This is a genomic window from Phenylobacterium sp., from assembly GCF_016793225.1.
GTDB lineage: Bacteria > Pseudomonadota > Alphaproteobacteria > Caulobacterales > Caulobacteraceae > Phenylobacterium.
Window position 1 is genome coordinate 55,003 of record NZ_JAEUMN010000079.1, and the last position, 23,242, is coordinate 78,244.

At 71.2% G+C, this 23,242-nt stretch carries 22 protein-coding genes; 6 read left to right on the forward strand and 16 right to left on the reverse strand.

Features of this window, described 5'->3' with window-relative positions; all coding sequences use genetic code 11:
* Positions 1-7 precede the first annotated feature (7 nt).
* Positions 8-1,258, forward strand: a complete 1,251-nt coding sequence (locus JNK30_RS09265) for an acyl-CoA dehydrogenase family protein (RefSeq protein WP_293481888.1) — start codon at positions 8-10, stop codon at positions 1,256-1,258.
* 4 nt (positions 1,259-1,262) lie between these two features.
* Here JNK30_RS09265 and JNK30_RS09270 read toward each other — a convergent pair whose 3' ends face one another.
* Together JNK30_RS09270 and JNK30_RS09275 are read right to left on the reverse strand one after the other, a co-directional pair.
* The gene (locus tag JNK30_RS09270) at positions 1,263-1,742 is read right to left on the reverse strand and encodes a MarR family winged helix-turn-helix transcriptional regulator (RefSeq protein ID WP_293481890.1); all 480 of its coding nucleotides are present in this window, start codon (positions 1,740-1,742) and stop codon (positions 1,263-1,265) included.
* Between the two features lie 55 nt (positions 1,743-1,797).
* A complete protein-coding gene (locus JNK30_RS09275) occupies positions 1,798-2,685 on the reverse strand; it encodes a LysR family transcriptional regulator (protein WP_293481892.1) in 888 nt (295 codons plus the stop codon).
* A gap of 122 nt (positions 2,686-2,807) precedes the next feature.
* Here JNK30_RS09275 and JNK30_RS09280 point away from each other — a divergent pair, with 122 nt between their 5' ends.
* The gene (locus JNK30_RS09280; RefSeq protein WP_293481894.1) at positions 2,808-5,132 is read left to right on the forward strand and encodes a TonB-dependent receptor; all 2,325 of its coding nucleotides are present in this window, start codon (positions 2,808-2,810) and stop codon (positions 5,130-5,132) included.
* A 44-nt stretch (positions 5,133-5,176) separates the two neighbouring features.
* A complete protein-coding gene (locus tag JNK30_RS09285; RefSeq protein ID WP_293481896.1) occupies positions 5,177-7,105 on the forward strand; it encodes a DUF3604 domain-containing protein in 1,929 nt (642 codons plus the stop codon).
* 6 nt (positions 7,106-7,111) lie between these two features.
* On the opposite strand, the gene JNK30_RS09290 is transcribed toward JNK30_RS09285, so the two are convergent.
* Both JNK30_RS09290 and JNK30_RS09295 read right to left on the reverse strand, forming a co-directional pair.
* Positions 7,112-8,104, reverse strand: a complete 993-nt coding sequence (locus tag JNK30_RS09290) for an ABC transporter substrate-binding protein (protein ID WP_293481898.1) — start codon at positions 8,102-8,104, stop codon at positions 7,112-7,114.
* The gene (locus JNK30_RS09295; RefSeq protein ID WP_293481900.1) at positions 8,101-9,267 is read right to left on the reverse strand and encodes a Gfo/Idh/MocA family oxidoreductase; all 1,167 of its coding nucleotides are present in this window, start codon (positions 9,265-9,267) and stop codon (positions 8,101-8,103) included. Before JNK30_RS09295 ends, JNK30_RS09290 begins: the two co-directional genes overlap by 4 nt.
* An 85-nt stretch (positions 9,268-9,352) precedes the next feature.
* On the opposite strand from JNK30_RS09295, the gene JNK30_RS09300 reads away from it, so the two are divergent.
* Positions 9,353-10,630, forward strand: coding sequence for a Rieske 2Fe-2S domain-containing protein (locus tag JNK30_RS09300; protein WP_293481902.1), 1,278 nt, complete (start codon positions 9,353-9,355; stop codon positions 10,628-10,630).
* A 43-nt stretch (positions 10,631-10,673) separates the two neighbouring features.
* Here the strand turns inward: JNK30_RS09300 and JNK30_RS09305 are convergent, their stop codons facing one another.
* Positions 10,674-11,168: a DUF3237 domain-containing protein gene (locus JNK30_RS09305; protein ID WP_293481904.1), complete on the reverse strand. Its 495-nt coding sequence runs from the start codon at positions 11,166-11,168 to the stop codon at positions 10,674-10,676.
* On the reverse strand, positions 11,165-12,301 hold the full coding sequence (locus JNK30_RS09310; protein WP_293481906.1) for a hypothetical protein: 1,137 nt from the start codon (positions 12,299-12,301) through the stop codon (positions 11,165-11,167). The genes JNK30_RS09305 and JNK30_RS09310 overlap by 4 nt, the downstream gene beginning before the upstream one ends.
* 113 nt (positions 12,302-12,414) lie before the next feature.
* On the opposite strand from JNK30_RS09310, the gene JNK30_RS09315 reads away from it, so the two are divergent.
* A complete protein-coding gene (locus tag JNK30_RS09315; protein WP_293481908.1) occupies positions 12,415-14,043 on the forward strand; it encodes a long-chain-fatty-acid--CoA ligase in 1,629 nt (542 codons plus the stop codon).
* Here the strand turns inward: JNK30_RS09315 and JNK30_RS09320 are convergent.
* Positions 14,033-14,620, reverse strand: coding sequence for an NADPH-dependent FMN reductase (locus tag JNK30_RS09320; protein ID WP_293481910.1), 588 nt, complete (start codon positions 14,618-14,620; stop codon positions 14,033-14,035). The genes JNK30_RS09315 and JNK30_RS09320 overlap by 11 nt on opposite strands.
* Before the next feature lie 15 nt (positions 14,621-14,635).
* Positions 14,636-15,115 (reverse strand): MarR family winged helix-turn-helix transcriptional regulator, encoded by a 480-nt coding sequence (locus JNK30_RS09325; protein ID WP_293481911.1) that lies wholly within the window; start codon positions 15,113-15,115, stop codon positions 14,636-14,638.
* A gap of 107 nt (positions 15,116-15,222) precedes the next feature.
* Here JNK30_RS09325 and JNK30_RS09330 point away from each other — a divergent pair, with 107 nt between their 5' ends.
* A complete protein-coding gene (locus JNK30_RS09330) occupies positions 15,223-16,293 on the forward strand; it encodes a hypothetical protein (protein WP_293481913.1) in 1,071 nt (356 codons plus the stop codon).
* Here JNK30_RS09330 and JNK30_RS09335 read toward each other — a convergent pair.
* The 8 genes from JNK30_RS09335 to JNK30_RS09370 are packed head-to-tail and all read right to left on the reverse strand — an operon-like array spanning position 16,285 to position 23,220.
* Positions 16,285-16,995, reverse strand: coding sequence for an alpha/beta fold hydrolase (locus JNK30_RS09335; protein WP_293481915.1), 711 nt, complete (start codon positions 16,993-16,995; stop codon positions 16,285-16,287). The two genes, JNK30_RS09330 and JNK30_RS09335, sit on opposite strands and share 9 nt — an antisense overlap.
* Entirely contained in the window at positions 16,995-17,942 is a 948-nt protein-coding gene (locus tag JNK30_RS09340) for a 2-hydroxyacid dehydrogenase (protein ID WP_293481917.1), read from the reverse strand. Before JNK30_RS09340 ends, JNK30_RS09335 begins: the two co-directional genes overlap by 1 nt.
* Positions 17,939-19,240, reverse strand: coding sequence for a phosphopyruvate hydratase (gene eno, locus JNK30_RS09345; protein WP_293481919.1), 1,302 nt, complete (start codon positions 19,238-19,240; stop codon positions 17,939-17,941). Before eno ends, JNK30_RS09340 begins: the two co-directional genes overlap by 4 nt.
* The gene (locus JNK30_RS09350; protein WP_293481921.1) at positions 19,237-20,235 is read right to left on the reverse strand and encodes an aminoglycoside phosphotransferase family protein; all 999 of its coding nucleotides are present in this window, start codon (positions 20,233-20,235) and stop codon (positions 19,237-19,239) included. Before JNK30_RS09350 ends, eno begins: the two co-directional genes overlap by 4 nt.
* Before the next feature lie 41 nt (positions 20,236-20,276).
* Complete coding sequence (locus JNK30_RS09355) at positions 20,277-20,567, reverse strand: putative quinol monooxygenase (protein ID WP_293481923.1); 291 nt, start codon at positions 20,565-20,567, stop codon at positions 20,277-20,279.
* 17 nt (positions 20,568-20,584) lie between these two features.
* Positions 20,585-21,223 carry a carboxymuconolactone decarboxylase family protein gene (locus tag JNK30_RS09360; protein ID WP_293481924.1) on the reverse strand — a complete coding sequence of 213 codons (639 nt, stop codon included), beginning with the start codon at positions 21,221-21,223 and terminating at the stop codon, positions 20,585-20,587.
* Positions 21,224-21,257: 34 nt separating this feature from the next.
* Entirely contained in the window at positions 21,258-22,637 is a 1,380-nt protein-coding gene (locus JNK30_RS09365; RefSeq protein ID WP_293481925.1) for an MFS transporter, read from the reverse strand.
* A 7-nt stretch (positions 22,638-22,644) separates the two neighbouring features.
* A complete protein-coding gene (locus JNK30_RS09370) occupies positions 22,645-23,220 on the reverse strand; it encodes a VOC family protein (RefSeq protein WP_293481926.1) in 576 nt (191 codons plus the stop codon).
* Positions 23,221-23,242 lie beyond the last annotated feature (22 nt).

Genomic DNA, 23,242 nt, shown 5'->3' on the forward strand with positions numbered 1-23,242 from the left:
GGCCGCAATGCCCGACGACATGACCTCGCTGCAGCTCGCGGACCGCCGCATTCCCGCCGGGGGCGACTGGCTGAGCCGCGCGGCCCTGGACGCGCTCACGCCGGCCGAGCTGGTGGCCCGGGCCGAGGCGCTGAGGCCGCTGCTGGCCGCCCACGCCGCCGAGGCCGAGGCCCTGCGCCGGCCGGTGGACACCGTCTGGCAGGCGCTGCGCGACAGTGGAATCTTCTACCACTTCGTGCCCCGGGCCTACGGCGGCCTGGAATTCGATCTCGAGACCTTCATCGACGCCATGCTGCCGCTGGGCGAGGGCTGCGCCTCGACGGGCTGGGTCGCCTCGTTCTGCGTCGAGCACAACTGGATGCTGGCGCAGTTCCCGAAGGCCGCCCAGGACGAGATCTTCGGCGGCGGCTGGCCCTATGTCATCGCGCCCGGCGTGACCATGCCGCCCGGCAAGGCCGAGCCCGTGCCCGGCGGCTACAGGCTGACCGGGCGCTGGCGCTGGGGCACGGGGGTGATGCACGCCGACTGGATCCTGGCGGCGGGGATGGTCCCGGGCGAAGCGCCGCCGCGGATGCTGTTCTTCGCCTTCCCCGCGTCCGAGGCCCAGGTCATCGACACCTGGCATATGGACGGCATGGCCGGGACGGGCTCGAACGACATCGCCACCCATGAGCTGTTCGTACCCGAGCACCGGGTGATCGACATGGGCCACATGCGCGAGGGCCGCGCGCCGGGGGCTGCGCTGCATCCCAACCCGATCTACCGCATGCCCATGCTGCCGTTCCTGGGGATCACGGCGGTGATCCCGGCGGTCGGGCTGGCGCGTTCGGCGGTCGCCGCCTTCCGCCAGCGGCTGGACGTGCGCGTTCTGCATGGAACGACCACCCGGCAGGGGGAAAAGCCTGCGGCCCAGATGCGCCTGGCGCGCGCCGACATGGAGGTCCGCTCGGCCGAGGTCCTCCTGCGCGACGCCGCCCGCCAGGTGATGGTGGTGGCCAACCAGGGCAGCCCCTCGACCGCCGAACAGCGCATCCACCTGCGGGTCCAGATCGCCTGGGTCATGGACGCCTGCCGCAGGGCGGTCCGCGAGGTATGCGAAGCCTCGGGTTCGAGCGCCCACGCCCTGGACAACCCCCTCCAGCGGGCGCTGCGCGACGTCAACGTCATGGCCAGCCACGTGGTCTACGACCTCGACCTGGCGCTGGAGCTTCAGGGACGCGCGCTCGTGGGCCTGCCGCCCAACACCGCGCTGACCTGACGCCCTATCGGATCGGCGGGGCCGCGACCTGCGGCGGGGGGCCCCAGTCGGCGGCCAGCGCGCGGCCCAGGGCCTCGACGGCGTCGGCGCCGATGCGCGCGTCGAGCTCGGCTTCCAGATCCTGCAGAACCTTGAAGGCCGCGTCGCGCAACGGGATGGCCGCCTTGCCGAAGGTCACCACCTGCGCGCGGCGGTCCTCGGGGTCCGGGCCCACCTCCAGCAGACCGCGGGCCGCCAGCTCGCCGATCATCTGGCTCATGTACTGGCGCGTGACGCCCAGGTTCTCGGCCAGCCGCGTCGGCCTGTGGACTCCCGCCGACACGTTGGCGAACAGCAGGGACTGGCCGCGCGTGACCGGCGGCCAGCCGGCCGACTTCAGCGCGGTCTGAAGGGCTTCGTCGAACCAGTAGACGCGCATCAGCAGCCGCGTCATCAGGAGGTCGGCCCGCGTGGCGGGCGGCTGCCGTTCCGGCCGGTCGTTCATCGGCCCCTACTAGCAAACCTGCGTCTCCGCGCCAGCGGCGCTCGCCTCGCAGGCGTCACGCCGGGCTGAGGTCGTCGGCCACCTGCCGGGCGGTCCGGAGGATCTCCTGGATCAGGGGCGAGCTGCGAGCCGCCTTCGTGGTGGTCGCCATCAGGCGGATCGTCATGCGCCAGCGCAGGGGCAACACGACCAGGCGGCCGGCTTCGATCTCGGCGGCGGCGATGTGGCGCGGGAGGAAGGCGGTGGCGAGGCCCGCCCGGGCGACGGCGATCACCGCCTGCTCGTCGCTGCACTGGATCTGCGGCTCGTCGGGCAGCGTCGGCCGGACCTCCGTGGCCGCCCCGGGGGCGGTGAGCATCGACACGGCGCTCGCCGCCACGTGCGGATGGGCGAGGAACTCGTCCGGGGCGATCGACCGCAGAAGCGCGAGCGGATGCCCAGGCGCCGCCAGGGCGACCACCGGCTCGCGCAGGATTTCGGTGGACACCAGGTCGGGCGTCTCGAGTTCGGCGGCGCGGGCGGCGATGACCATGTCGAAGCGCCCCGCGCGGAAGTCCTCGATCACGCGCTCGCGGCGGCCGACGTCGAGGGTCACCTTGAGCCGGGGCCAGCGCCGCACCAGCGCTTCGGCGAACGGGGGCATGAACGCGGGCCGCAGCGCCGGACCCAGCCCGATGCGCACCTCGCCCGCCTCGCCCGCCGCGGCAAGTTCGACGTCCCGCTGCAGGCGCTCGGCCTCGTCGATGATGCGACCCGCGCGGGCGACCACCACCAGGCCCATGGGCGTCGGCTCCGCGCCCGAGCCGGAACGCTCGAACAGGCGCAGACCCAGCTGGTCCTCCAGGCGGGCGATGCTCTTCGAGAGGGTGGATTGCGCCAGCCCCAGGTCGTCGGCCGCGCGGGCGAAGCTGCCGGCCCTGTGGATCGCCAGGACGTGGCGCATCTGACGGATGTCCAGGGCCCTTCTCCTATCGCCTTTGGCGATAGCTGTGTGCTGGTTCTTTCGCTTCCCGGCAAGGCGCCGCGCCGCTAAGCGCCCGGCCAAAGCGTATGGGGAGAGACACCATGTTCGGCACGAAACGTTTCTGGCTCGCGAGTTCGATGCTGGTGCTGGCCGCCGGCGCCGCGACGGCGCAGGAGGCGGTGGGCGTCGAAGAGGTGGTGGTCACCGCCCAGAAGCGCGCCGAGAACATCCAGGACGTGCCGCTCTCGATCATGGCCGTCTCGGCCAAGGCGATGGAGTCGAAGAACGTCACCGACGTGAAGGGCCTGGAGAAGGTCGTGCCGAACCTGCGCTTCGACACCATCGCCCAGTCGGCGGGCGTGTCGATCCGGGTCCGCGGCTTCGGCGCCAGCTCCAACGCCGCCATCGACCCCAGCGTCGCGCCCTACATCGACGGCGTCTTCATCCCGCGCCCCGGCGCCATGCTGACCACCTTCCTGGACGTGGAGAGCGCGGAGGTCCTGCGCGGGCCGCAGGGCACGCTCTTCGGCCGCAACGCCACCGTCGGCGCCGTCTCGCTGCGGACCACCGCGCCGCAGGACAGCTTCTCGGGCAAGGCGGTCCTGGAGGCCGGCCGGTTCGGGAGCCACAAGGCCGAGGCGATCGTGAACCTGCCGGTGAACGACCAGTTCGCCGTCCGCGTGGCGCTCACCGCGAACGACACGGATGGCTGGGCCAAGAACCTGTTCGACGGCAGGACCTACGGCGAGAGCGACACGGTCGCCGGCCGCTTCTCGGCCAAGGCGAAGCCGTCGGACAACATCACCTGGATCGGCCGCGTCGACTACGCCCGGACCAACGGCGACGGCTTCCCGCTGAACCAGATCGACACCTCGACTCTGTCGCCGACCCAGATCGCCAACTTCGCCGCCCGCTCGGGCACGCCGCTGGCCGAGCTGACGTATCCGCCCAGCCGGACCTTCGACTACCGCGTCAACAACCGGGACCTGAAGGACCGGCAGTACGGCCTGACCAGCGACCTCTCCATCAACCTGCCGGGCGACTACACGCTGCGCCTGATCAACGCCTACCGCGACTGGAAGAACCTCCAGCGCGACGGCGACGTGGTCTCGACCCGCCTGGACCTCGTCAGCCGCGACTCCACCTTCAAGAGCCAGGCCCAGAGCCACGAACTGCAGCTGCTGTCGCCTGAAGGCGCGCTGCTCGACGGCCGGCTCGACTTCGTCGCGGGCCTCTACTTCTTCGAGGAAGACTACGACATCGGCGAGAACTTCAACCTCGGCAGCCAGTACTGCAGCTTCGCCGTGGCCGCGGCGGCGCCCGCGCTCGTGAACGCCTGCAACGCCGGCCCCAAGATCGGCGTCACGCCCGGGCTGTTCACCCAGAACGCCAAGAGCTACGCCGTCTACGCCCAGGCCACGTTCGCGGTGACCGACACCGTCGACCTGATCCTCGGCGCCCGCGAGACCAAGGACAAGAAGTCCGGCAGCTTCGTGCAGACCGTGCTCAACCCCGCCGCCGGCCTGCTGCGCGGCGCGGAGACCACCGCTCTCAAGTTCGACGACAGCCAGCCGAACTGGCGCGCCAACCTCTCGTGGCACATCACCGACGACGTGATGGCGTTCGTCACCTACTCCACCGGCTACAAGTCGGGCGGCCTGAACTCGGCCGGCGGCGCCAGCGTCCTCGGCCAGAAGCGCCTCTTCGACTCCGAGAAGTCGAAGGACTGGGAACTGGGCGTGAAGTCGGTGCTGTTCGACCGCCGCCTGCTGCTGAACGTGACCGCCTATCGCACCGACCTGGACGACTTCCAGGAGCGCTCGTTCGACGGCGTCAGCTTCATCATCCGCAACGCCGGCTCGATACGCGCCAAGGGCGTCGAGATCGAGGGCCAGGTGAAGCCGATCGACGGGGTCTCCATCGACTTCGGCGTGGCCTACCTGGACTCGGTCTTCACCTCGAACGTCGCCGCGCCGGGCCTGCCCGCCTGCAACAACTCGGCGACCTCGTGCCGGACCGTGCAGAACCTCACCGGCCGCCGGCCGACCTACGCGCCGAAGTGGCAGGGCAACCTCGGCGTCGAGTACACCACGCCCCCGTTCGGCGGCGGCTTCACGCTGACCGTGCGTGGCGACATGGCCTACACCGATCGCCTCTACGCCACGCCGGACCTGAACCCGCAGGCGATCCAGGACCGCTACACGCTCTACGGCGGCCGCATCGCGCTCACGAGCCCGGACAAGAGCTGGAACGTCGCCCTGTTCGGCGACAACCTGACGAACGAGCAGTACTTCCGGGGCTCCAAGTTCGTGCAGGTCCTGGACGCGGTGTTCGGTGTTCGCGTGCCCGCCACGGGCGCCACGCTCTACCGCGGCTTCGTGGCCCCGCCTCGCACCTGGGGCGTTCGGGCCACCAAGACGTTCTGACCATGGCCGGGGACGCACCCCGGCCGACCAGGGGAGGAAGGCCGATGGCGATCTGGAAGGCGGCGCTGCCCGCGATCCTGACGGGAGCCCTGGTGGGCGGTGGGGCGGCCCTGAGCGCCGGCCGCGACGCGCCGGCCGCGGCGGACCGGGCGGCCGTGGCCGCCGCGGCGGTCCCGGCGGCGCCCGCCCGGCTGCCGGGCTGGAACGCCGACCGGAACGCCTACTTCGGCGACCTGCACGTCCACACCTACCTGTCCAACGACGCCTACATCTTCAACGTCCGCCGCACGCCGGACGACGCCTACCGTTTCGCCCGCGGGGAGACGATCGGCCACGCCGGCGGGTTCGAAGTCCGCCTTGCGGGCGGGCCGCTCGACTTCGTGGCGGTGACCGACCACGCCGAATACATGGCGATGATCCGCGAGGCGGGCGACCCCAACAGTCCGCTGTCGAAGCTCGAGTTCTCGCAGGGCCTGTTCAGCTCCGACCCCGACCAGATCCTGAAGGGCTTCTCCCGGCTGGTGCTGGCGCGGCAGTCCGGGACCCTGCCCCAGGCCTACACGGATCCGGCGATCGGCTCGCGCGCCTGGGCCGAGGTGCAGGCGGCCGCGGCGCGGCACAACCAGCCCGGCCGCTTCACCACCCTGATCGGCTACGAGTACACCTCCGCGCCCGACGGCCGGAACCTGCACCGCAACGTGATCTTCCGGTCGGCCAAGGTTCCCGGCGCGCCCTATTCGGCGAGCGAGTCCACGGACCCCGAGGACCTGTGGCGCGCGATGGACGGCTGGCGCGCCAAGGGCATCGAGGCGCTGGCGATCTCGCACAACGCCAACGGCTCGGACGGGCTGATGTACGACACCACGCGGCGCAACGGGCAGCCGCTGGACCGCGCCTATGCCGAGCTCCGCGACCGGAACGAGCCGCTGACCGAGATCACCCAGATCAAGGGCACGTCCGAAACCCATCCGACCCTGTCGCCGAACGACGAATGGGCCGGGTTCGAGCTGATGGAGACCTACATCGGGCGCCCGAACCCGGTGACCAAGTTCGCCGGCAGCTACGTCCGCCGCGCGCTTCAGGACGGGATCATCTATCGCGAGAAGATCGGCGCGAACCCGTTCCGGATGGGCTTCATCGGTTCGTCCGACACCCACAACGCCGCGCCCGGCAGCGTCGAGGAGCCCAACTACTTCTCCAAGGCCGGCCTGCCCGACGGTACGCCCGAGCTGCGGGGCTCGATCCCGCCGAAGGGCCAGCGCGGCTGGACCGCGGACTCGGCGGCCAGGACCGGGAACGGGACCACGCTGCCGGCCCAGACCTGGGGCGCGAGCGGCCTGGCGGGCGTCTGGGCCGAGGAGAACAGCCGCGAGGCGATCTACGCCGCGCTGCGGCGGCGCGAGACCTTCGCCACCTCGGGGCCGCGCATCAAGGTGCGGTTCTTCGCCGGCTACGAGTTCCCGGCCAACCTGCTGGGCCGCGCCGACGCGGTCCGGCAAGCCTATGCCCACGGCGTCCCCATGGGGGGCGACCTCCTGGCGGCGAAGGGCAAGGCCCCGGCCTTCGTCCTCTGGGCGGTGCGCGATCCCTCGGGCGGCTACCTCCAGCGCGCCCAGATCGTGAAAGGCTGGATCGAGAACGGCCAGGCCCGCGAGAAGGTGATCGACGTGGTCTGCTCCGACGGCCTGAAGCCCGCGGGCGGACGTTGCCCGGACAACGGCGCCGGCGTCGACCTGAAGACCTGCCGCCCGGATCCGTTCAAGGGCGACGTCGAGCTCAAGACGGTCTGGCGCGATCCCGAGTTCGATCCGCAGCAGCGCGCCTTCTACTATGTGCGGGTGCTCGAGAACCCGTCATGCCGCTGGTCGGCGTGGGACGCCCTGCGGAACGGGACGCCGGTCAACCCGAACCTCGCGCCGACGATCCTCGAGCGCGCCTGGTCCTCGCCCATCTGGTACGAACCCGCGGCCTGAGGCCGCTCAGATCTTGAACGCCTCGAACGTCTCCGGGGCGAACAGGTCCTCAGGCGCAAGGCGGCGCGCCGACAGCCCCTGTTCGTGGTGGTAGCGCAGGAAGGTGTCGAGGACCGGCCGGTTGCGGTGGAAGCCGTAGGGCCACCAGTCGTCGCCGAGCAGAGCGCGCGCGTCCTCCACGGCGGCCACCTGCCAGGGCAGCATCGAGGTCATCGCCGACGTGACCGACAGGGCGGCGTAGGTGACGGCCTGGGCCTCGCAGAAGGCCTTGAACAGCGACTGGGCGATCCAGCGGTTCGCCTCGTAGACGGACCGGCGGATGGCGATGACGTGCATGATCGGGAACAGGCCCGTCCGCCGGTAGTAGTCCTTCTCCACCGCCACGAAGTCCGGGAACAGCCGGCGCACGTCGTCCGGTCGGCTGTAGAACGTCGAGGGCGTGCGCGCCGTGTGCAGGGCGTCGATCTCGCCGTCCGCCAGCATGGCCGACAGGGTCTTCCCGGGCCCGATGGGCGTGACCCGGAACCGCTCGGGCAGGCTCAGCTTCAGCTTCTCGTCGCGGCCGGGCTCCTCCTCGCCGCCGGTTAAGTACTCCACCGAGGCAGGGTCGACGCCGTACTCGTCCGACAGGATGCCGCGGATCCAGACCGGCGCGGTCATCTGGTACTCGGGCACGCCGACCCGGCGGCCGACCAGGTCCTGCGGCCGCTCGATGCCGCTGCGGGCCGACACGAAGACGCACGAGTGGCGGAAGAAGCGCGACGGGAAGACGGGGATCGCGATGAAGGCCGGATCCTCGCGCATCAGCGAGACGCAGTAGGACGACAGCGACATCTCCGCGACGTCGAACTCGCGGTTCCGCAGCATCCGGAAGAAGGTCTCCTCGACCTCCAGGGGCAGGAAGTTCAGGTCGATGCCCTCGGGTCGGACGCGCCCGTCGGCGAGCGCGCGGGTGCGGTCGTAGTCCCAGCACGCCAGGGTAAGCCGCAGCCTGCTCATTCTCCGCTCTCCAACGCGTCCACTTCGACTTCCCGACCCTCGGCCGACGCGCGCAGGATCGCCAGGCAGACGGCGAGGTTCTCGGCGCCCCACAGCCCGTCGTGGATGACAGGCGCCTGCTTCACCACAGCCGTCCAGAGCTCGTCGATCACCCGCTTGCGTCCAGCCGGGCCCAGCGGGAGATCCACCGTCCGCCGAGAGGTCTCGCTGTAGATCTCCACGCCCCTCGCCGTCGGACGCACGTCGGCCCGCTCGCAGGAGGCCAGCACGAAGCCGAAGTGTTCATGCCCCGCCGGCGCACCCTTCGCGGACGCGGCCGCCCCATAGGCCCGGGAGGACTTCAGCTCGGCCTCCGGCGCGGCCCCAAGCCGGCTTCGCGCGGCGGCGTAGGCGTCGACGTCGACCGCCTCGCCGGTCTCGCCGATCCCGCCCATCAGGGCGTTGCTGTCGTAGCGGCCGTAGCCCGAGTAGGTGAGCGCGGCCGACGCCCCGCCCGCGAACGTCAGGAAGGCCTGGTACGCGCCTTCGGTCGGCCGCGCCGGGTCCCAGATGCCGGTCGTGGCCCGCACGGCGACGACCCGGTCGCCGACCAGCCGGCGCGCCACGTCCACCTGATGCGCCGCCTGGCTGAACACCACGCCGCCGCCCTGGCGGGTGTCGAGTTCCGCGGGGCGCCGCGGGCGATAGATGAAGTCCGTGAAGGTGACCGACGTCACCATGCGCGGCGCGCCGACGACGCCCGAGGCGATGAAGTCGCCGGCCCAGGCGACGGGCGCGTCGAAGCCGTGGCTGGGGCCGACGACCAGGCTCACGCCCGCAGCGTCGGCGGCGGACCGCATCCGCGCGCAGTCGGCAAGGCTCAGGGCCATGGGCTTCTCGACCAGGATGTGCTTGCCCTGACGGGCGGCGGCGACGGCGAGGTCGGCGTGGGTCTCGTGGGGCGTGGCGATGTAGACCACCTCGACGTCGGGATCTTCAAACATCGCCTCGGCGGTCGGATAGGCCGGCGCGCCGAACTCGGCCTGGAAGGCGGCGCGCGCCTCGGGCCGCGGATCGGCCGCCGCCACGACGGCCACCCGCGCGTCGGCCTGCAAGGTCGGGCGCGTCAGGTCGAACCCCCGGCTGAGTCCGGCCACGCCGATGCGCAGCACGCGACCTGACATGAACTCCCGCCTCCCCGCCGACTGGACACCGCGACGCCGGAGCACGATACTTCGATATCTAAGTTTATCTCAACCGGGCGCGACGATGAGACCCGCCGACAACGAACTTCTCTGCCGTGTCGAGGGCGAGGCGCCGATGGGCCGGCTCATGCGCCAGCACTGGCTGCCGGCCTGCACGATCGAGGAGGTCGCCGAGCCCGACGGCGCGCCGGTCCGCAGCCGCCTGCTGGGCGTCGACCTCGTGGTGTTCCGCGACTCGGAGGGCCGGATCGGCGTGCTGAACGAGCGCTGCCCGCACCGGGGGGCCTCGCTGGTCTACGGCCGCAACGAGGACTGCGGCCTGCGCTGCCTCTACCACGGCTGGAAGTTTGGCGTGGACGGGACCATCCAGGAGATGGCTTCGGAACCTCCGGACAGCCGCATGTACAACCTGAAGGCCCGCGCCTACCCCGCGCGCGAAGCCGGGGGCTTCGTCTGGGTCTGGCTGGGCGAGCCCGACGCCGTCCGGCCCTTCGAGACGCCCGCCTGGGCGCCGACGCCGGACACCCGGATCTCGATCGTGAAGATCCACGCCGAGTGCAACTGGGCCCAGGTGCTGGAGGGCTCGATCGACAGCGCCCACTCGTCCAGCCTGCACTCCACGAACATGCCGACGGCCCAGGTGGAGGGCTCGACCGCGACCGACACCGCCTGGCTGCGTCCCTCGAACGACAAGGCCCCGCGGCTGGAGGTGGAGGCCACCGACTACGGCTTCCACTACGCCGCCCTGCGCAGGCCGCTGCGCGACCCCGAGACCCACGTCTACGTCCGCACCACCGTCTTCATCGCGCCCTTCACGGTGCTGATCCCGCCGAACGACCAGTACAAGCTGGCGCAGATGCTGGTGCCGATCGATGACGTGAACTGCATGTTCTACTGGATCGCCTGGCACGAGACGAAGGGGATCGGGCAGGACGCCTGGCGGCGCTTCTGCGCCGCCGAGGTGGGTAAGGACCTCGACAGCGACTTCCGCAAGCGCCGCAACCTGGCCAACGACTACCTGCAGGACCGCGCGAAGATGAAGGCCGGCGACTTCACCGGCATCGAGGGCATCCCGTTCCAGGACATGGCCATGTGGGAGAGCATGGGCCCGATCGCCGACCGCAGCGAAGATCACCTGGGCGCCAGCGACGCGGCCATCGTCCAGTTCCGCCGCCAGATGGTGGCGGCCGCCAAGGCCGTGGCCGCCGGCGAGCCGGCCCTCGGGACCCGCTCGGCCTCGCGCCAGGTCGATCTGGCCTCGTTCGAGGGCGTCGTGCCCAGGACGTCCGACTGGCGCGGCTTCACCGCCCGAAGCGCCTCGGCGGCGGCCGCCGCGGAGTAGCCTGCCCGCCCCCAGCCGGTCGCCGGGACGAGCCGGGCCGCCGTCAGCCGATCGCGTACATGAAGTGCCGGACGCCCCAGTCCATGCGCACGCCGCAACCGACCGCCAGCACCCCGTTCAGCCAGGCGTAGCGCGGGTCGGCCGTCTCGAAGACCGGGGCGATGCGGATCGAGTAGGCGCTGGGGTCCACCTCGGGGGCGGCCGGATCGCGGAACGCCGCCGCCACGGCGTCCGGCACGACGCTGCGGCCCGCGTACGTAAGGTGGATCAGCGCCCCGTCGTGCGTCCGCCACATCGAGCGCGCGTCGAAGGCGGCGACCTGAACGCCGGGCTCCATCTGACCGCCGTGGGACCAGTTGCCGCCGCCCGGCAGGATCTCGCCGTCAAGACGCGCGCCGCGGAACCGGCCTCCGGTGATGTAGCCGACCCTGCGGGCGCTGAACGGCGTCTGGCCCAGCGCCATGATGCCGCCCTCGACCTCGAAGTCGGCGATGCACAGGGGCGTGCTGACCAGGCCCGGGAAGGCGAGCTCGCTCATCCGGCCTTCTTCGCGACCCACGCGCACAGGAGGTCGGCCATGTCGTCGCGGACCTGGCGGCTGTCCTCGAAGTAGTGCTGGCCCTTGATGAGCTGCAGCTCCTTGTCGGCGCACCCGATGTTGTCGAAGATCTTGTGGGCGTCGCTGGGGAAGACCCCCGTGTCGGCGAGGCCCTGGACGACCAGGCTGGGCGTGTCGAACTTCGCCAGCTGCTCGGCGCCCTGGCACTTCGACGTCTCCAGGCTCCACATCGACAGCCAGGTCTTCAGGTTGTTGGCGCGGCCGATGCTGGGGGAGCGGTTCGCCACGGCGGGGTGGCCTCGGTAGCACATGGGCGTCTGCCGCTCGGACGGGTCGATGCTGCCGTCCATCATCCGCAGGTCGCCCCAGCAGCGGAACAGCGGGAACAGCCGGTCGGGGACGCCGGCCGCGTTCAGCCTGGCCAGCTCGGCCTTGGCCCAGTCGGTGATGCGCTGGTTGCGGGCGCGCTGGGCGGCGCGGTAGCGGGTGATGAACTCCGGCGAGTACGGCGGACCGTTCTCGGGGTTGAACGGGTTCAGGCTCTCGTCGGTGGCCACCGGGTCGTTCTCGTCGACCACCGAGGCGTCCATCCAGTCGGTGAGCACCTCCGGGCGCCCCTGGTGGGCGTTCAGCGAGATGTAGAGATCGGCCTTGGGCAGGGTGTTCAGCGCCTCGAGGCCGGGGCCGCTGAGGAGATCGCCCAGGGTCGGCGCGATGGCCTCGGCCTGATAGGCCCCCATCAGCGAGCCCCCGCCCGAGTTGCCCAGGATCACCACGCACTCGACGCCGGCCTTCTCCTTCAGCCACCGCACGCCCACGCCGATGTCGATGACCGCATGCTCCAGCAGGAACTGGTCCTCGGCGCCGCGGTAGCGGGTGTTCCAGCCCAGGAACCCGTAGCCCCGCGAGGCCAGGTACGGGGCGATGTAGTGCTCGGAGAAGTCGACGTTGTAGTGGGTGGCGATGAAGGCGACCTTCGGGCGCTTGCCCTTCGGGGCCGTGTAGATGCCCTGGCAGGGGTGGCCGCCCGCCATGATCCGCGGCGAGGTCGGCGAGACGAACCCCAGGAACTCGCGGTCCAGCCCCGCCAGAAGGTCACTGTCGTCGATCACGCCTCGCCCCCTATGATCCGGCGAGACCTTCACGCCCCGCTCGATACTTCGCTATCTAACCATTATCGGCGAAGCGCGCGGCGCGCCACAGCGAACCGGAGGAAGCACGACACATGCGGGCCCTGATGCAGGACTGGTCCCTGACCCTGGACAAGATCCTCGACCACGCCGCCCGCTGGCACGGGGAGCGCGAGATCGTCACCCGGTCGGTCGAGGGCCCGCTGGTGCGCTCGGACTACGCGCGCCTGAAGCAGCGGGCCAAGCAGGTGTCGCACGGCCTGCTGGAGATGGGCGTCCGTCCCGGCGACCGCATCGCCACCCTGGGCTGGAACAGCGATCGCCACCTGGAGACCTGGTACGGGACGATCGGCGTCGGCGCGGTGCTGCACACCCTGAACCCGCGGCTCTTCCCGGAGCAGCTCGTCTACATCGCCAACCACGCCGGCGACACGGTGCTGTTCGCCGACCCCGCCTGCGCCGCGCTGCTGGAGGAGATCCTGCCGCAGTGTCCGACAATCCGCCGGGTGATCTTCCTGAGCGCCGAGGCGCCCGCCACGTCCTTCCCGGCGGACGCCTACGAGCCCTGGCTGGCCGACCGCCCGCAGGACACGCCGTGGGGCGGCTTCGACGAGTCCTCCGCGGCAGGCCTCTGCTACACCTCGGGCACGACCGGCAATCCGAAGGGCGTGCTCTACGGCCACCGGTCGAACTACATCCACGCGATGATGACGCTGCAGCCCGACGCGCTGAACCTCTCGGCGCGCGACACGGTGCTGCTCAGCGTGCCCATGTACCACGCCAACGCCTGGGGCGTGATGTACTCGGCCCCGCTGGTGGGGGCGAAGCTGGTGCTGCCGGGCCAGAAGCTGGACGGCGCCTCGCTGCACGAACTGATGGAGACCGAGGGCGTCACCTATTCCGCCGGCGTGCCGACGCTCTGGCAGATGCTGCTGGCCCACCTGAAGGAGACGAACGGCAGGCTCACGACCCTTCAGCGGGCGACGGTCGGCGGCTCGGCCTGCCCCGAGTCGATCATCCGCACCCTGCACGACGACTACGGCGTCGACGTGATCCAGGGCTGGGGGATGACCGAGACCTCGCCGCTGGCGACCATCTCGATCCCGAAGCGGCCGGGCCTCAGCTTCGAGGAGGCCCTGCCCGGCAAGCTCAAGCAGGGCCGCCTCGTGGGCAATCTCGACCTGAAGCTGGTGGACGACGAGGGCCGGCGGCTGCCGCACGACGGCAAGACCTTCGGCCGGCTGATGATCAAGGGCCCGACGGTGGCCAGCGGCTACTACGGCAGCCCGCACAACTCGGCGGTGGACGACGAGGGCTTCTTCGACACCGGCGACGTCGCCGCCATCGACGAGCACGGCGACATGCAGATCACCGACCGGGCCAAGGACGTCATCAAGTCGGGCGGCGAGTGGATCTCCTCCATCGACGTGGAGAACATCGCCGTCGGTCACCCCAAGGCGGCGCTCTGCGCCGTGCTGGGCGTCGTGCACCCGAAATGGGACGAGCGGCCGGTGCTGCTGGTCCAGCTGGAACCGGGAGCCGCCGCCGAGAAGCAGGAGTTCCTGGACTTCCTGGACGGCAAGATCGCCCGCTGGTGGATGCCGGACGACGTGATCTTCGTCGACGAGATCCCCATCGGCGCCACCGGCAAGATCGACAAGAAGAAGCTGCGCGAACGCCTGACCGGCTACCAGCTCCCGTTCGATCCGAACCTCAAGCGGTAGGCGGCGACAGCTTCTCGGCCAGCTCGATCACCCGGGCGGCCATCACGCCGAGCAGCTGCGCCGGCAGCGCCTCCTTCAGCTTGCCGTTCTCGTCGAACGCCGTGGCGGCGGCCGGGATCAGCACCTGTTCGGTCGCCACGACGGTCTGGATGGTGCCCAGGATCTGGCGCAGGTGGGTCACGCCGCGCAGGCCGCCGAAGGGGCTGATGGACGCGCCCATGATCCCGGCCACCTTGCCGCGGAAGCCCGCGATGATGGTCGCCGGCTGGTCCTCGAAGGGCCGCGAGGCCCAGTCGATGGCGTTCTTCAGGACGCCGCTGATCGAGCCGTTGTACTCGGGCGAGGCGATCAGGAAGCCGTGGTGCGTGAGAAAAAGCGCCCGCAGGTCCCGCGCCCCCTGCGGATAGGCCGTCCGCTCCAGGTCGGCGTCGTAGAGCGGCAGGTCGAAGTCCTTCAGGTGGATGGACGTCACCTCGGCGCCGCGGTCCCGCGCCTCGGCCACGGCCAGGTCCAGGAGCGCCTGGTTCAGCGATCCGGCGCGCGTGCTGCCGGAGAAGGCGAGGAGCTTGACGGCCATTCTGGTTTCGGTCCTTCAGACGGAGGAATCGGAGTTGGCGTCCTCGCCCACGTCCTCGGCGAGGTTGCGGGCGACCTGGCTCAGGGCCTTCTTCAGGACGGCCACGTCCCGCTCGGACAGCCCCTTCAGGGCGATGGCGTTCACCTCGGCGACGGCCGGCAGCAGCAGGGGCTGCAGCGCCCTGGCCTGCGGCGTCAGGAACACGTGCACCTTGCGCCGATCCTCGTCGCTCTTGCGGCGGACGACGAAGCCGCTGCGTTCGAGGCTCTTGAGGGCGATGACGGTCGTGGGCTCGCGCATCCCTACCCGCCGGCTCAGCTCGCGCTGGGTGATCCCGTCCTCTCTCCAGAGCACGCGCAGGAACCGCCACTGCCCGCTCGAGACGCCGTGCGGCGCGGTGCGCATCTCGAGCGCCCGCGAGAACGAGCGGAAGGCGATGCGGGTCAGGTAGCCGATGCTGTTGCCGGGATCGGCGTAGACTTGGATATCCGTCATGGGCCCGAGCCTTCCACCGTCCGCGCCGCACTGCAATCCGGCCACCCACCACCCCGCGTTGACAGGCCCATCCACCGACCCTACCGATACATTAGAATACTAATGATTTGGAACGTCCGATGGTGCTGCCCGGCCTGCCGCTCCTGCCCACCACGATCGTCGGCAGCTACCCGCAGCCGGACTGGCTCATCGACCGGGAGGGATTGAAGTCCCGGTTGCCGCCGCGCGTGCGCGCGCAGGAGCTGTGGCGCATCAAGGACCCGCAGCAACTGGCCGACGCCCAGGAGGCGGCGACGCTGGTGGCGGTCAGCGACCAGAAGCTGGCGGGGATCCACATCGTCGGCGACGGCGAGATGCGCCGGGAAAGTTACTCAAATCGGTTGGCGACCTCGCTCGCGGGCATCGAGACGGATCCGCCGGGGCAGGCGATGGACCGGACGGGCAAGATGAACCCGGTGCCCCGGGTCGCGGGGCCGATCCGCCGCACCTCGCCCATCGAGTCGCAGGACGCCGCCTTTCTGAAGGCGCGCGCGGGATGCCCGGTGAAGATCACCATCCCGGGCCCCTTCACCATGACCCAGCAGGCGCAGAACGACCACTATCCCGACATGGCCGCCCTGGCGCTGGACTACGCCGACGCCGTCAACGCCGAGGCGCGGGACCTGTTCGCCGCGGGCGTCGACATCGTGCAGCTGGACGAGCCCTACCTGCAGGCCAAGGCGGACGAGGCGCGCAGCTTCGCCATCGAGGCCATCAACCGGGCCGTGAAGGGTGTCGGCGGCGTCACCGCCCTGCACATCTGCTTCGGCTACGCCCACGTCCACCAGGGGGCCAGCAAGCCGGGCGGCTACGCGTTCCTGGAGGAACTCGAGGACTCCCACATCGACATCATCTCGATCGAGGCGGCCCAGCCCAGACTCGACCCGTCGATCCTGCGGGAGCTGCCGACCAAGCACATCATGTACGGCGTGATCGACCTGAACGATCCCGACGTGGAGACGCCCGAGGTGGTGGCGGACCGCATCCGCCAGGCCCTGCCCTACATCGACGCCGAGCGCCTGCTGATCGCCCCGGACTGCGGCATGAAGTACATCAGCCGCGAGACCGCCTTCGGCAAGCTGAAGGCCATGGCCGACGGCGCGGCGATCGTGCGCCGGGAGCTGACCGGCTCAGACTGAGGCCTGTCCGGCCAGCCAGTCGGCCAGCAGGCGATTCGTGGCGTGGGGCCGCTCCAGCGTCGGCAGGTGGCCGCAGTCGTCGATCGTCACGCCCCGGGCGCCGGGAACGCCGCCGACGATCTCCTCGAAGTGCGCCTGCGTGGTGATCCCGTCCTGGGAGCCCCTGACCACCAGGGTGGGCGTGGTGATCGCCGGCAGTCCAGGCCGGCTGTCGGCGCGCGCCATGATCGCCCTCTGCTGGCGCAGGAAGGTCTCGGCGCCGGTGTCCGCCGCCATGCGCCGCACGACCTCGAGCAGCGGCGCGTCCTCCCGCCGGGCCGGGTGGACGAGGATCGGAATGCGCTCCTCGACGACCTCGGCGAAGCGGCCCGCCTCCACCAGCCGGATGTAGCCCTGCCGCCGCTCCGTCTGGGCCGGTCCGTCGTTGGGCGCGAGGGTGGCGATCAGGACCAGGCTCGCGAGCCGCTCGGGCGCGCGGCGGGCGACCTCGAAGGCCGTGAAGCCGCCCATGGCGTGGGCGACCAGGTGGAAGCGTTCGGGCGCCTCGGCGAGCAGCCGATCGGCCATGCCGCCGATGGTCTCGTCCCGCGTGTGGTCGGACAGGCGAAGGTCGTAGTCCCGTGACAAGCCCGCGATCTGCGGGGCCCAGCATTCGGCGGTGAGCAGCTGCCCAGAGGCGAAGACGACGGCAGGACGCGGCATCAGACCACCTGGTGGACCAGCGGCCGGCCCGAGCCCAGCCGCGCGCAGTTGTCGAACGCGACCGTCAGGCTGCGGTCAAGCGTCTCGGGTGTCAGCCAGGCCATGTGCGGGGCCACGACGACGTTGGGCAGGGCCAGCAGCGGGTTGGTCGGATCCACCGGTTCCTGGGCGAAGACGTCGAGCCCGGCGCCCCGCAGCCGCCCCGACTGCAGCGCTTCGAGCAGGGCCGGCTCGTCGACGAGCCCGCCGCGGGCGGTGTTCACCAGGATCGCGCCGGGTCGCATGGCGGCCAGCGCCTCGGCGTCGATCAGGTGTTCGGTCTCCGGGGTGAGCGGCAGGTGCAACGAGACGATGTCCGCCTCGGCCAGCAGTTCGGGCAGGGTGCGGAACGGCGCGGCGACCTCGGGCTTGGCGCTGCGGGCGGTGTAGATCACCCGGGCCCCCAGCGCTTCCACCACCGGCCCAAGCCGTGACGCCGAGGCGCCGTAGCCGACAAACCCCACCGTCCGCCCGGCGATCTCGCCGGCGCCGTCCACCAGGTCGGGATCGGGCGCCCAGCCATCCCCGCGCCGGGTCAGCGGATCCAGGTAGGAGATCCGGCGCAGGACGGCGAGCATCAGGGTCAGCGCCATCTCGGCCACGGCCTGGCTGTTCGTGCCCGGCATGTTGCAGACCGCGACGCCGGCGTGCTTGGCCGCCTCCAGGTCGATGGTGTTCACGCCGACGCCCAGCTTCTGGATCAGCCGCAGCTTCGGCGCGCCCGCGATCATCTGCGCGGTCACCGGCTTGAGCACATGCAGAAGGACGTCCGCGTCGGCGATCTCGCGCGCGAAGCCGGCGTCATCCGTCTCGTCGACGACCACGGCGTCGACGCCCGCCGCGGCCGCCTGCGCGGCGAGCGCGGCGCGGAAGCCGCGGCTGGCGCGGTAGTGGAGCACCGCCTTCATGCGAGGCCCGCCGCCACCGAGGGCGCGAACGCGGAGGGGCCGGCGAACACGGCGTCCGCGCCCATGGCCTCCTCGATCCGCAGCAGCTCGTTCCACTTCGCCATCCGTTCCGAGCGCGCGAAGCTGCCGACCTTGATCTGCCCGGCGTCCCAGCCGGTGGCGAGATGGGCGATGCTGACGTCCTCGGTCTCGCCCGAGCGGGCCGAGACGATGGCCCCCCAGCCCAGGGCCCGCGCCGCATCCAGCGCCGCCTTGGCCCGCGAGACGAGCCCCGCCTGGTTCACCTTGACCAGCACCGCGTTGCCCGCGCCGGCGGCCGCGGCCCGGCGCACACGCTCGGCGCTGGTCACCAGGATGTCGTCGCCGATGAGCTGGACGCGATCGCCGTAGGCGCGGGTGGCCTGGCCGAAGCCGTCGAGGTCGTCCTGCGAGACCGGATCCTCGATGGAGAGGATGGGGTAGCGCCGCACCCAGTCGGCCACCTGTTCGACCATCTCGGCGGTGGACAGCTCGCGCGTCTCCAGGCCCAGGCGGTAGCGGCCGCCGCCCACGTCCAGTTCGTTGGCCGCGATGTCCAGCGAGATGAACACGTCCTCGCCCGGCCGGTGGCCCGAACGCTCGATGGACTGCGTCAGCGCCTGGAGCGCGTCCTCGTTGGAGTCGAAGGCCGGCCACCAGCCGCCCTCGTCGGCGGCCCCTGCCAGGCGGCCCGTCTCGGCCATCAGCCGGCCGGCGGCGTGGAACACGTCGGCGGTCACCTCCAGCGCCTCGCGCACGCTGTCGGCCTTCGGGACCATCACCATGAAGTCCTGGACGTCGGTGCGCCGGCCCGCGTGGGCGCCGCCGCCGAAGATCTGGATCTCCGGCAGGGGCACGCGGACCTTCCGCCCCTGGGCCAGGTGCGCCCACAGCGGCAGGCCCTCGGCCGCGGCCGCGGCGTGCAGCGCCGCCAGCGAGACCGCGACGGTGGCGTTGCCGCCCAGGCGGCCAAGGTTCGGCGTGCCGTCCAGGGCCTCCAGCCGCGCGTCGAGCGCCGCCTGGTCGGCCGCGTCCGCGCCCGCGAGCGCCGCGGCGATCTCGCCGTTCACGCCGGCGACGGCGCGGTCGACGCCCAGGCCGCCGAAGCGGGCGCCCCCGTCGCGCAGTTCGTGCGCCTCGTGCGCGCCGCGCGAGGCCCCGGCGGGCGCACAGGCGCGGCCGGTCGCGCCGCCGGCCAGGGCCACCTCGGCCTCCACCGTAGGCCGCCCGCGCGAATCCCAGACCTGCCGGGCGCGCACCGCCGTGATCGTCGTCTTCATCGCGCCTCCAGCGCCCTGCCCCATTCCGCCGCCAGCCCGTCGAGCCCATCCACGTCGGCCGCGATCAGCCGCCGGGCCGTCCCGCGCACGAACGCCTTGTCGGCGTCGGCCTGGAGGTACTCGGCGGGGGACTTGCCGTCCACGCGGGCCAGCAGGATCGCCGCCGCGAGCCTCGCCGCGCGGGCGTCCAGGCCTGCGGGAGCCTCCCAGGTCACGCCGGCGAGGTAGGCGGCCTGCAGGCGCGCCAGAGCCGCCAGGTAGGCCGGCGCATGTGCGGGCTTCCACACCGTCTTCAGATGCAGATGGGCCGTGCAGAAGGCGAGATCGAAGGCCGGATCGCCATACCACGCGCACTCCGCGTCCAGCAGCACCGGGCCGGCCGGTCCGTGCAGGATGTTCTTGGGGCTCGCGTCGCCGTGCACCAGCGAGATGCGCCGCGCCGCCGTCGTGTCCGCCAGGTCGACCAGACGCCGCGCCAGGTCCGGGTGCGCCAGCGCCGCGTGCCGGAAGAACGGCGCCAGGCGCAGCTCCTCGAAGAGCGCCGTGGTGTCGAACCGGGCCGCCAGCGCCGGGTCCCCCGCGGCGCCCGCATGCAGCGCCGCGAGCAGCGAGCCCACGCGGGCGGCGAAGTCGGCGTCCACCTCTCCCGCGGCCAGGTCGGACTTCCAGACGCTGTGCGCGGCGGGGTCGAAGAAGGTCATGACGAAGAGGTGCGCGTCGCGATCCTCGTAGATCACCTTGGGGATCGCGCCCCCGGCGAACGGCTCGGACGCGCGAAGCCATTCCACCTCGTAATGCGAACGCTCCACGGGCGCGCGCCAGTCGGCCGCCACGCGCAGCTTGGGCAGGGCCCGCTTGACGCCATAGACGCCATGGGCCGTCTCGAGCCGGAACACGTCGCTGGACACGCCGCCCGTCAGCGGCTCGAGGCGCGCGACGTCGCCGTCGGCCAGGAAGCCGCCGCGCCTCAGAGCGTCCAGGATCTCGGCCGACATCCCGCTTTCGTTAGAAGGCTAAGCGATCGGCGTCCAGCGGCTCAGACCGCGTCATAGACCTCGACCACGGTCCGCTCGGCGATCAGCGGCGCCATGCGGGGGCGGTTCGCCACGATGTGGGGCGCGGCGCGATGGGCCTCCAGGGCCGCGTCGTCGTCGTAGAGCTCCATCACCACGTAGCTGTCCGGATCCTGGCGCGAGCGCACCAGCTGGTAGAGCCGGTTGGCCGGCTCGTTCGCCCGCACGCCCTTCGCCTGCTCGGCGAACGCCGCCTCGAACTCCGCGCCCTTGCCCGCCACCACCTTCACGCGGGCGATCACACCGATCGTCACAGGGTTCCTCCCAAAGCTCACGCGCCGCCGCGTTCGGCCCAGACCGGATCGCGCCAGTCCTGCACCCCGCCCTGCTCGGGCGCAGGGATCTCGACCACGCGCTCGGGCACGTCGTCGTACTCGAGGCGCAGCGCCTTCGTGCTGGTGGCGTGCAGCGCATACATGTTCACGAAGTAGGTCAGCATCAGGATGTGGTCTTCCGGCAGCGCCTTGCGCAGCGCCGCGAACACGCAGTCGTGCACCCGTCCGCCTTCGAGGATCATCCCGTCCACATAGGCCAGCACCGCGCGCTCGGCGTCGCTGAAGACGTCCGAGATCGTCCAGTAGGGCACGGCGCGGACCTTCTCCTCGCTCACGCCCGCGCGGCGCGCCGACTTCGAGTGCTGGGAGAAGACGAAGTGGCTCCCGCGCGCGTAGCCCGTCCGCAGCACGGCCAGCTCGCGCAGCTGGGGATCGAGCGGGCAGTCGCCCGCCGGATAGGCCCGGAACGCGCGCAGGATCCCCGGCACCCGCGCCCAGGCGGTCCACCAGTTGCCCGGGGTCCCCGTGGCCGTGCCCGGCTCCTCCACCGGATCGCGGGCGCCGAAGACCTCGGCGTAGAAGGCCAGGACGTCCTCGGGCGCCTTGCTGCGGGAAAGGGGCGTTACGCGGGGCATCAGCGAACTCCTGACGACGTTCGGAAAATGGGTTTCATGCCGCCGGCGCCTCATGCTGCCGGGCGGACCGTTCGAGGCTGTCGCGCAGGCCGGGGCGGCCGACAGCGAGCAGGCCGACGACCAGCGGCGTGATCACGGCGCTGGCCGTGGCGAGGGACCAGCCCACGGCCATCTCGTCGCGGTAGAGATAGTCGGTCAGCATCGCCACCACGGTGGGGCCCGTGGCGACCCCCAGCAGGTTGGTGACCAGCGAGAACAGCGCGGTCAGCTGGCCCCGCAGCTGGTTCGGGGCCACGGCCTGCAGCGCCGTCATGATCAGCGACACGGGGAAGCTGCTGAAGAACGTCGAGCACACCAGGAGGCCGAGGGCGATCTCGGCTGTCGGCGCGAACATGGCGCTGATGAAGAGGACCATGGTGGTGGTGGCCGAGATCATCGGCAGCAGGAAGTAGGCGTCGCGGACGCCCCGGCTTTCCATCCACTCGGCGACCCGGCCGCCCGCCAGCACGCCGGCGCCGCCCATGACCGCCAGGATCCCGCCGTAGACGTAGCCGATGTCCTGCGGCGCCCACTCGTGCACGCGAATGAAGAAGGTGGGGGTCCAGGCGACGACGCCGAACCCCAGCATCGAGCTCATCGAGAAGCCGGCGAAGTGGCTGAAGATCATGCGCCGGTTGGCGCCCAGGAAGGCGCGCATCTCGCCCCGCCCGGCCCCGCTGGAGGTCGCCGCGCGGGTGACGCCCCGCCGCGCCGGCTCCTTCACGAAGGCCATGGGGATCAGCACCAGGAGCCCGCCCAGGCCCACCAGCACGAAGGTCATCTGCCAGGGCCGCAGCACGCCCAGGCCGGGCAGCGCGATGGGCGGCAGCTGGGCGACCAGGTGGATCGCGAGCCCGCCGATCACCAGGGCCAGGCCGGCCCCGACGTACTGCGCGCCCGTGTAGAAGCTGATCGCCCGCGTCAGCTTGTGACGCGGGAAGTAGTCGCTGATGGTCGACAGCGCGCTGGGGCCCAGCGACGCCTCGCCGATGCCCACGGAGATCCGGGCGACGAACAGCTGGATGAAGTTCTGCGCGGCGCCGCACGCCGCGGTGGCGAGGCCCCAGAACAGGGCCCCCAGCATGATGATCCGCTTGCGGTTTCCCCGGTCGGCCAGGCGGCCGAACAGGAGGCCGAACACGACGAAGAAGATCACGAAGGCGGCGCCCGCGAGCAGGCTCACCTCCGTGTCCGTCAGGTTGAAGTCCCGCTTGATGGGCGCGAACAGCAGCGTGAGGATCTGCCGCTCGACGTAGGACATCATGTTGACCAGCGACAGCGCGCCGACGACGAACCAGGCGTAGGTCGCCGGCGGATACTCTGCCGAGGCCGGCGCGGGCGACGACGAGGGTTCGGTCTGCGCCTGCGCGGTCATCTGGGTCTTAGGCCGGAACCTTGCCCAGGGCGTTCAGCGGCACGCGCTCGCCCTTGGCGTTGACCGGATCGTGGGCCACGTCGCTGGGCCGGTAGTCGCGGGTCAGCGCCGCAAGCTCCATGTGGATGCCGTTCGGGTCGCGGAAGTACATCGACCGGATCCACGTGAGCGGGGTGACCTCGTCCGAACCGTGCCGGTCGGAGTCCTCGTGGTTCAGCACCCGCAGCGACACGCCCTTCTTGCGCAGGCGATCGGCGTACTCGTCGAACTTCTCCAGCGGGATGTTGATCGCCAGGTGGTTCATCGAGGCGTGCGCCGTCTGCGAGCCCACCTTCTGGTAGTCGGGATGCATCGAGGCGACGCCGGGCGCCGCCTCCGGCGCATTGGGGAACCAGAAGAAGGCGATCGAGCCGCCGCCGCCGCAGTCGAAGAAGAAGTGCTGACCGCGCCCGTTGGGCAGGTCGATCGTCTTCACGAGCGGCATCTCCAGGACGTTGGTGTAGAAATCCACCGTCTCGGCCATGTCGCGGGCGACAAGGGCCACGTGGTTCACGCCGCTGTAGCGCATGGGCTCAGTCATCATCGTCTCCTTCTGGCGGTCCCCC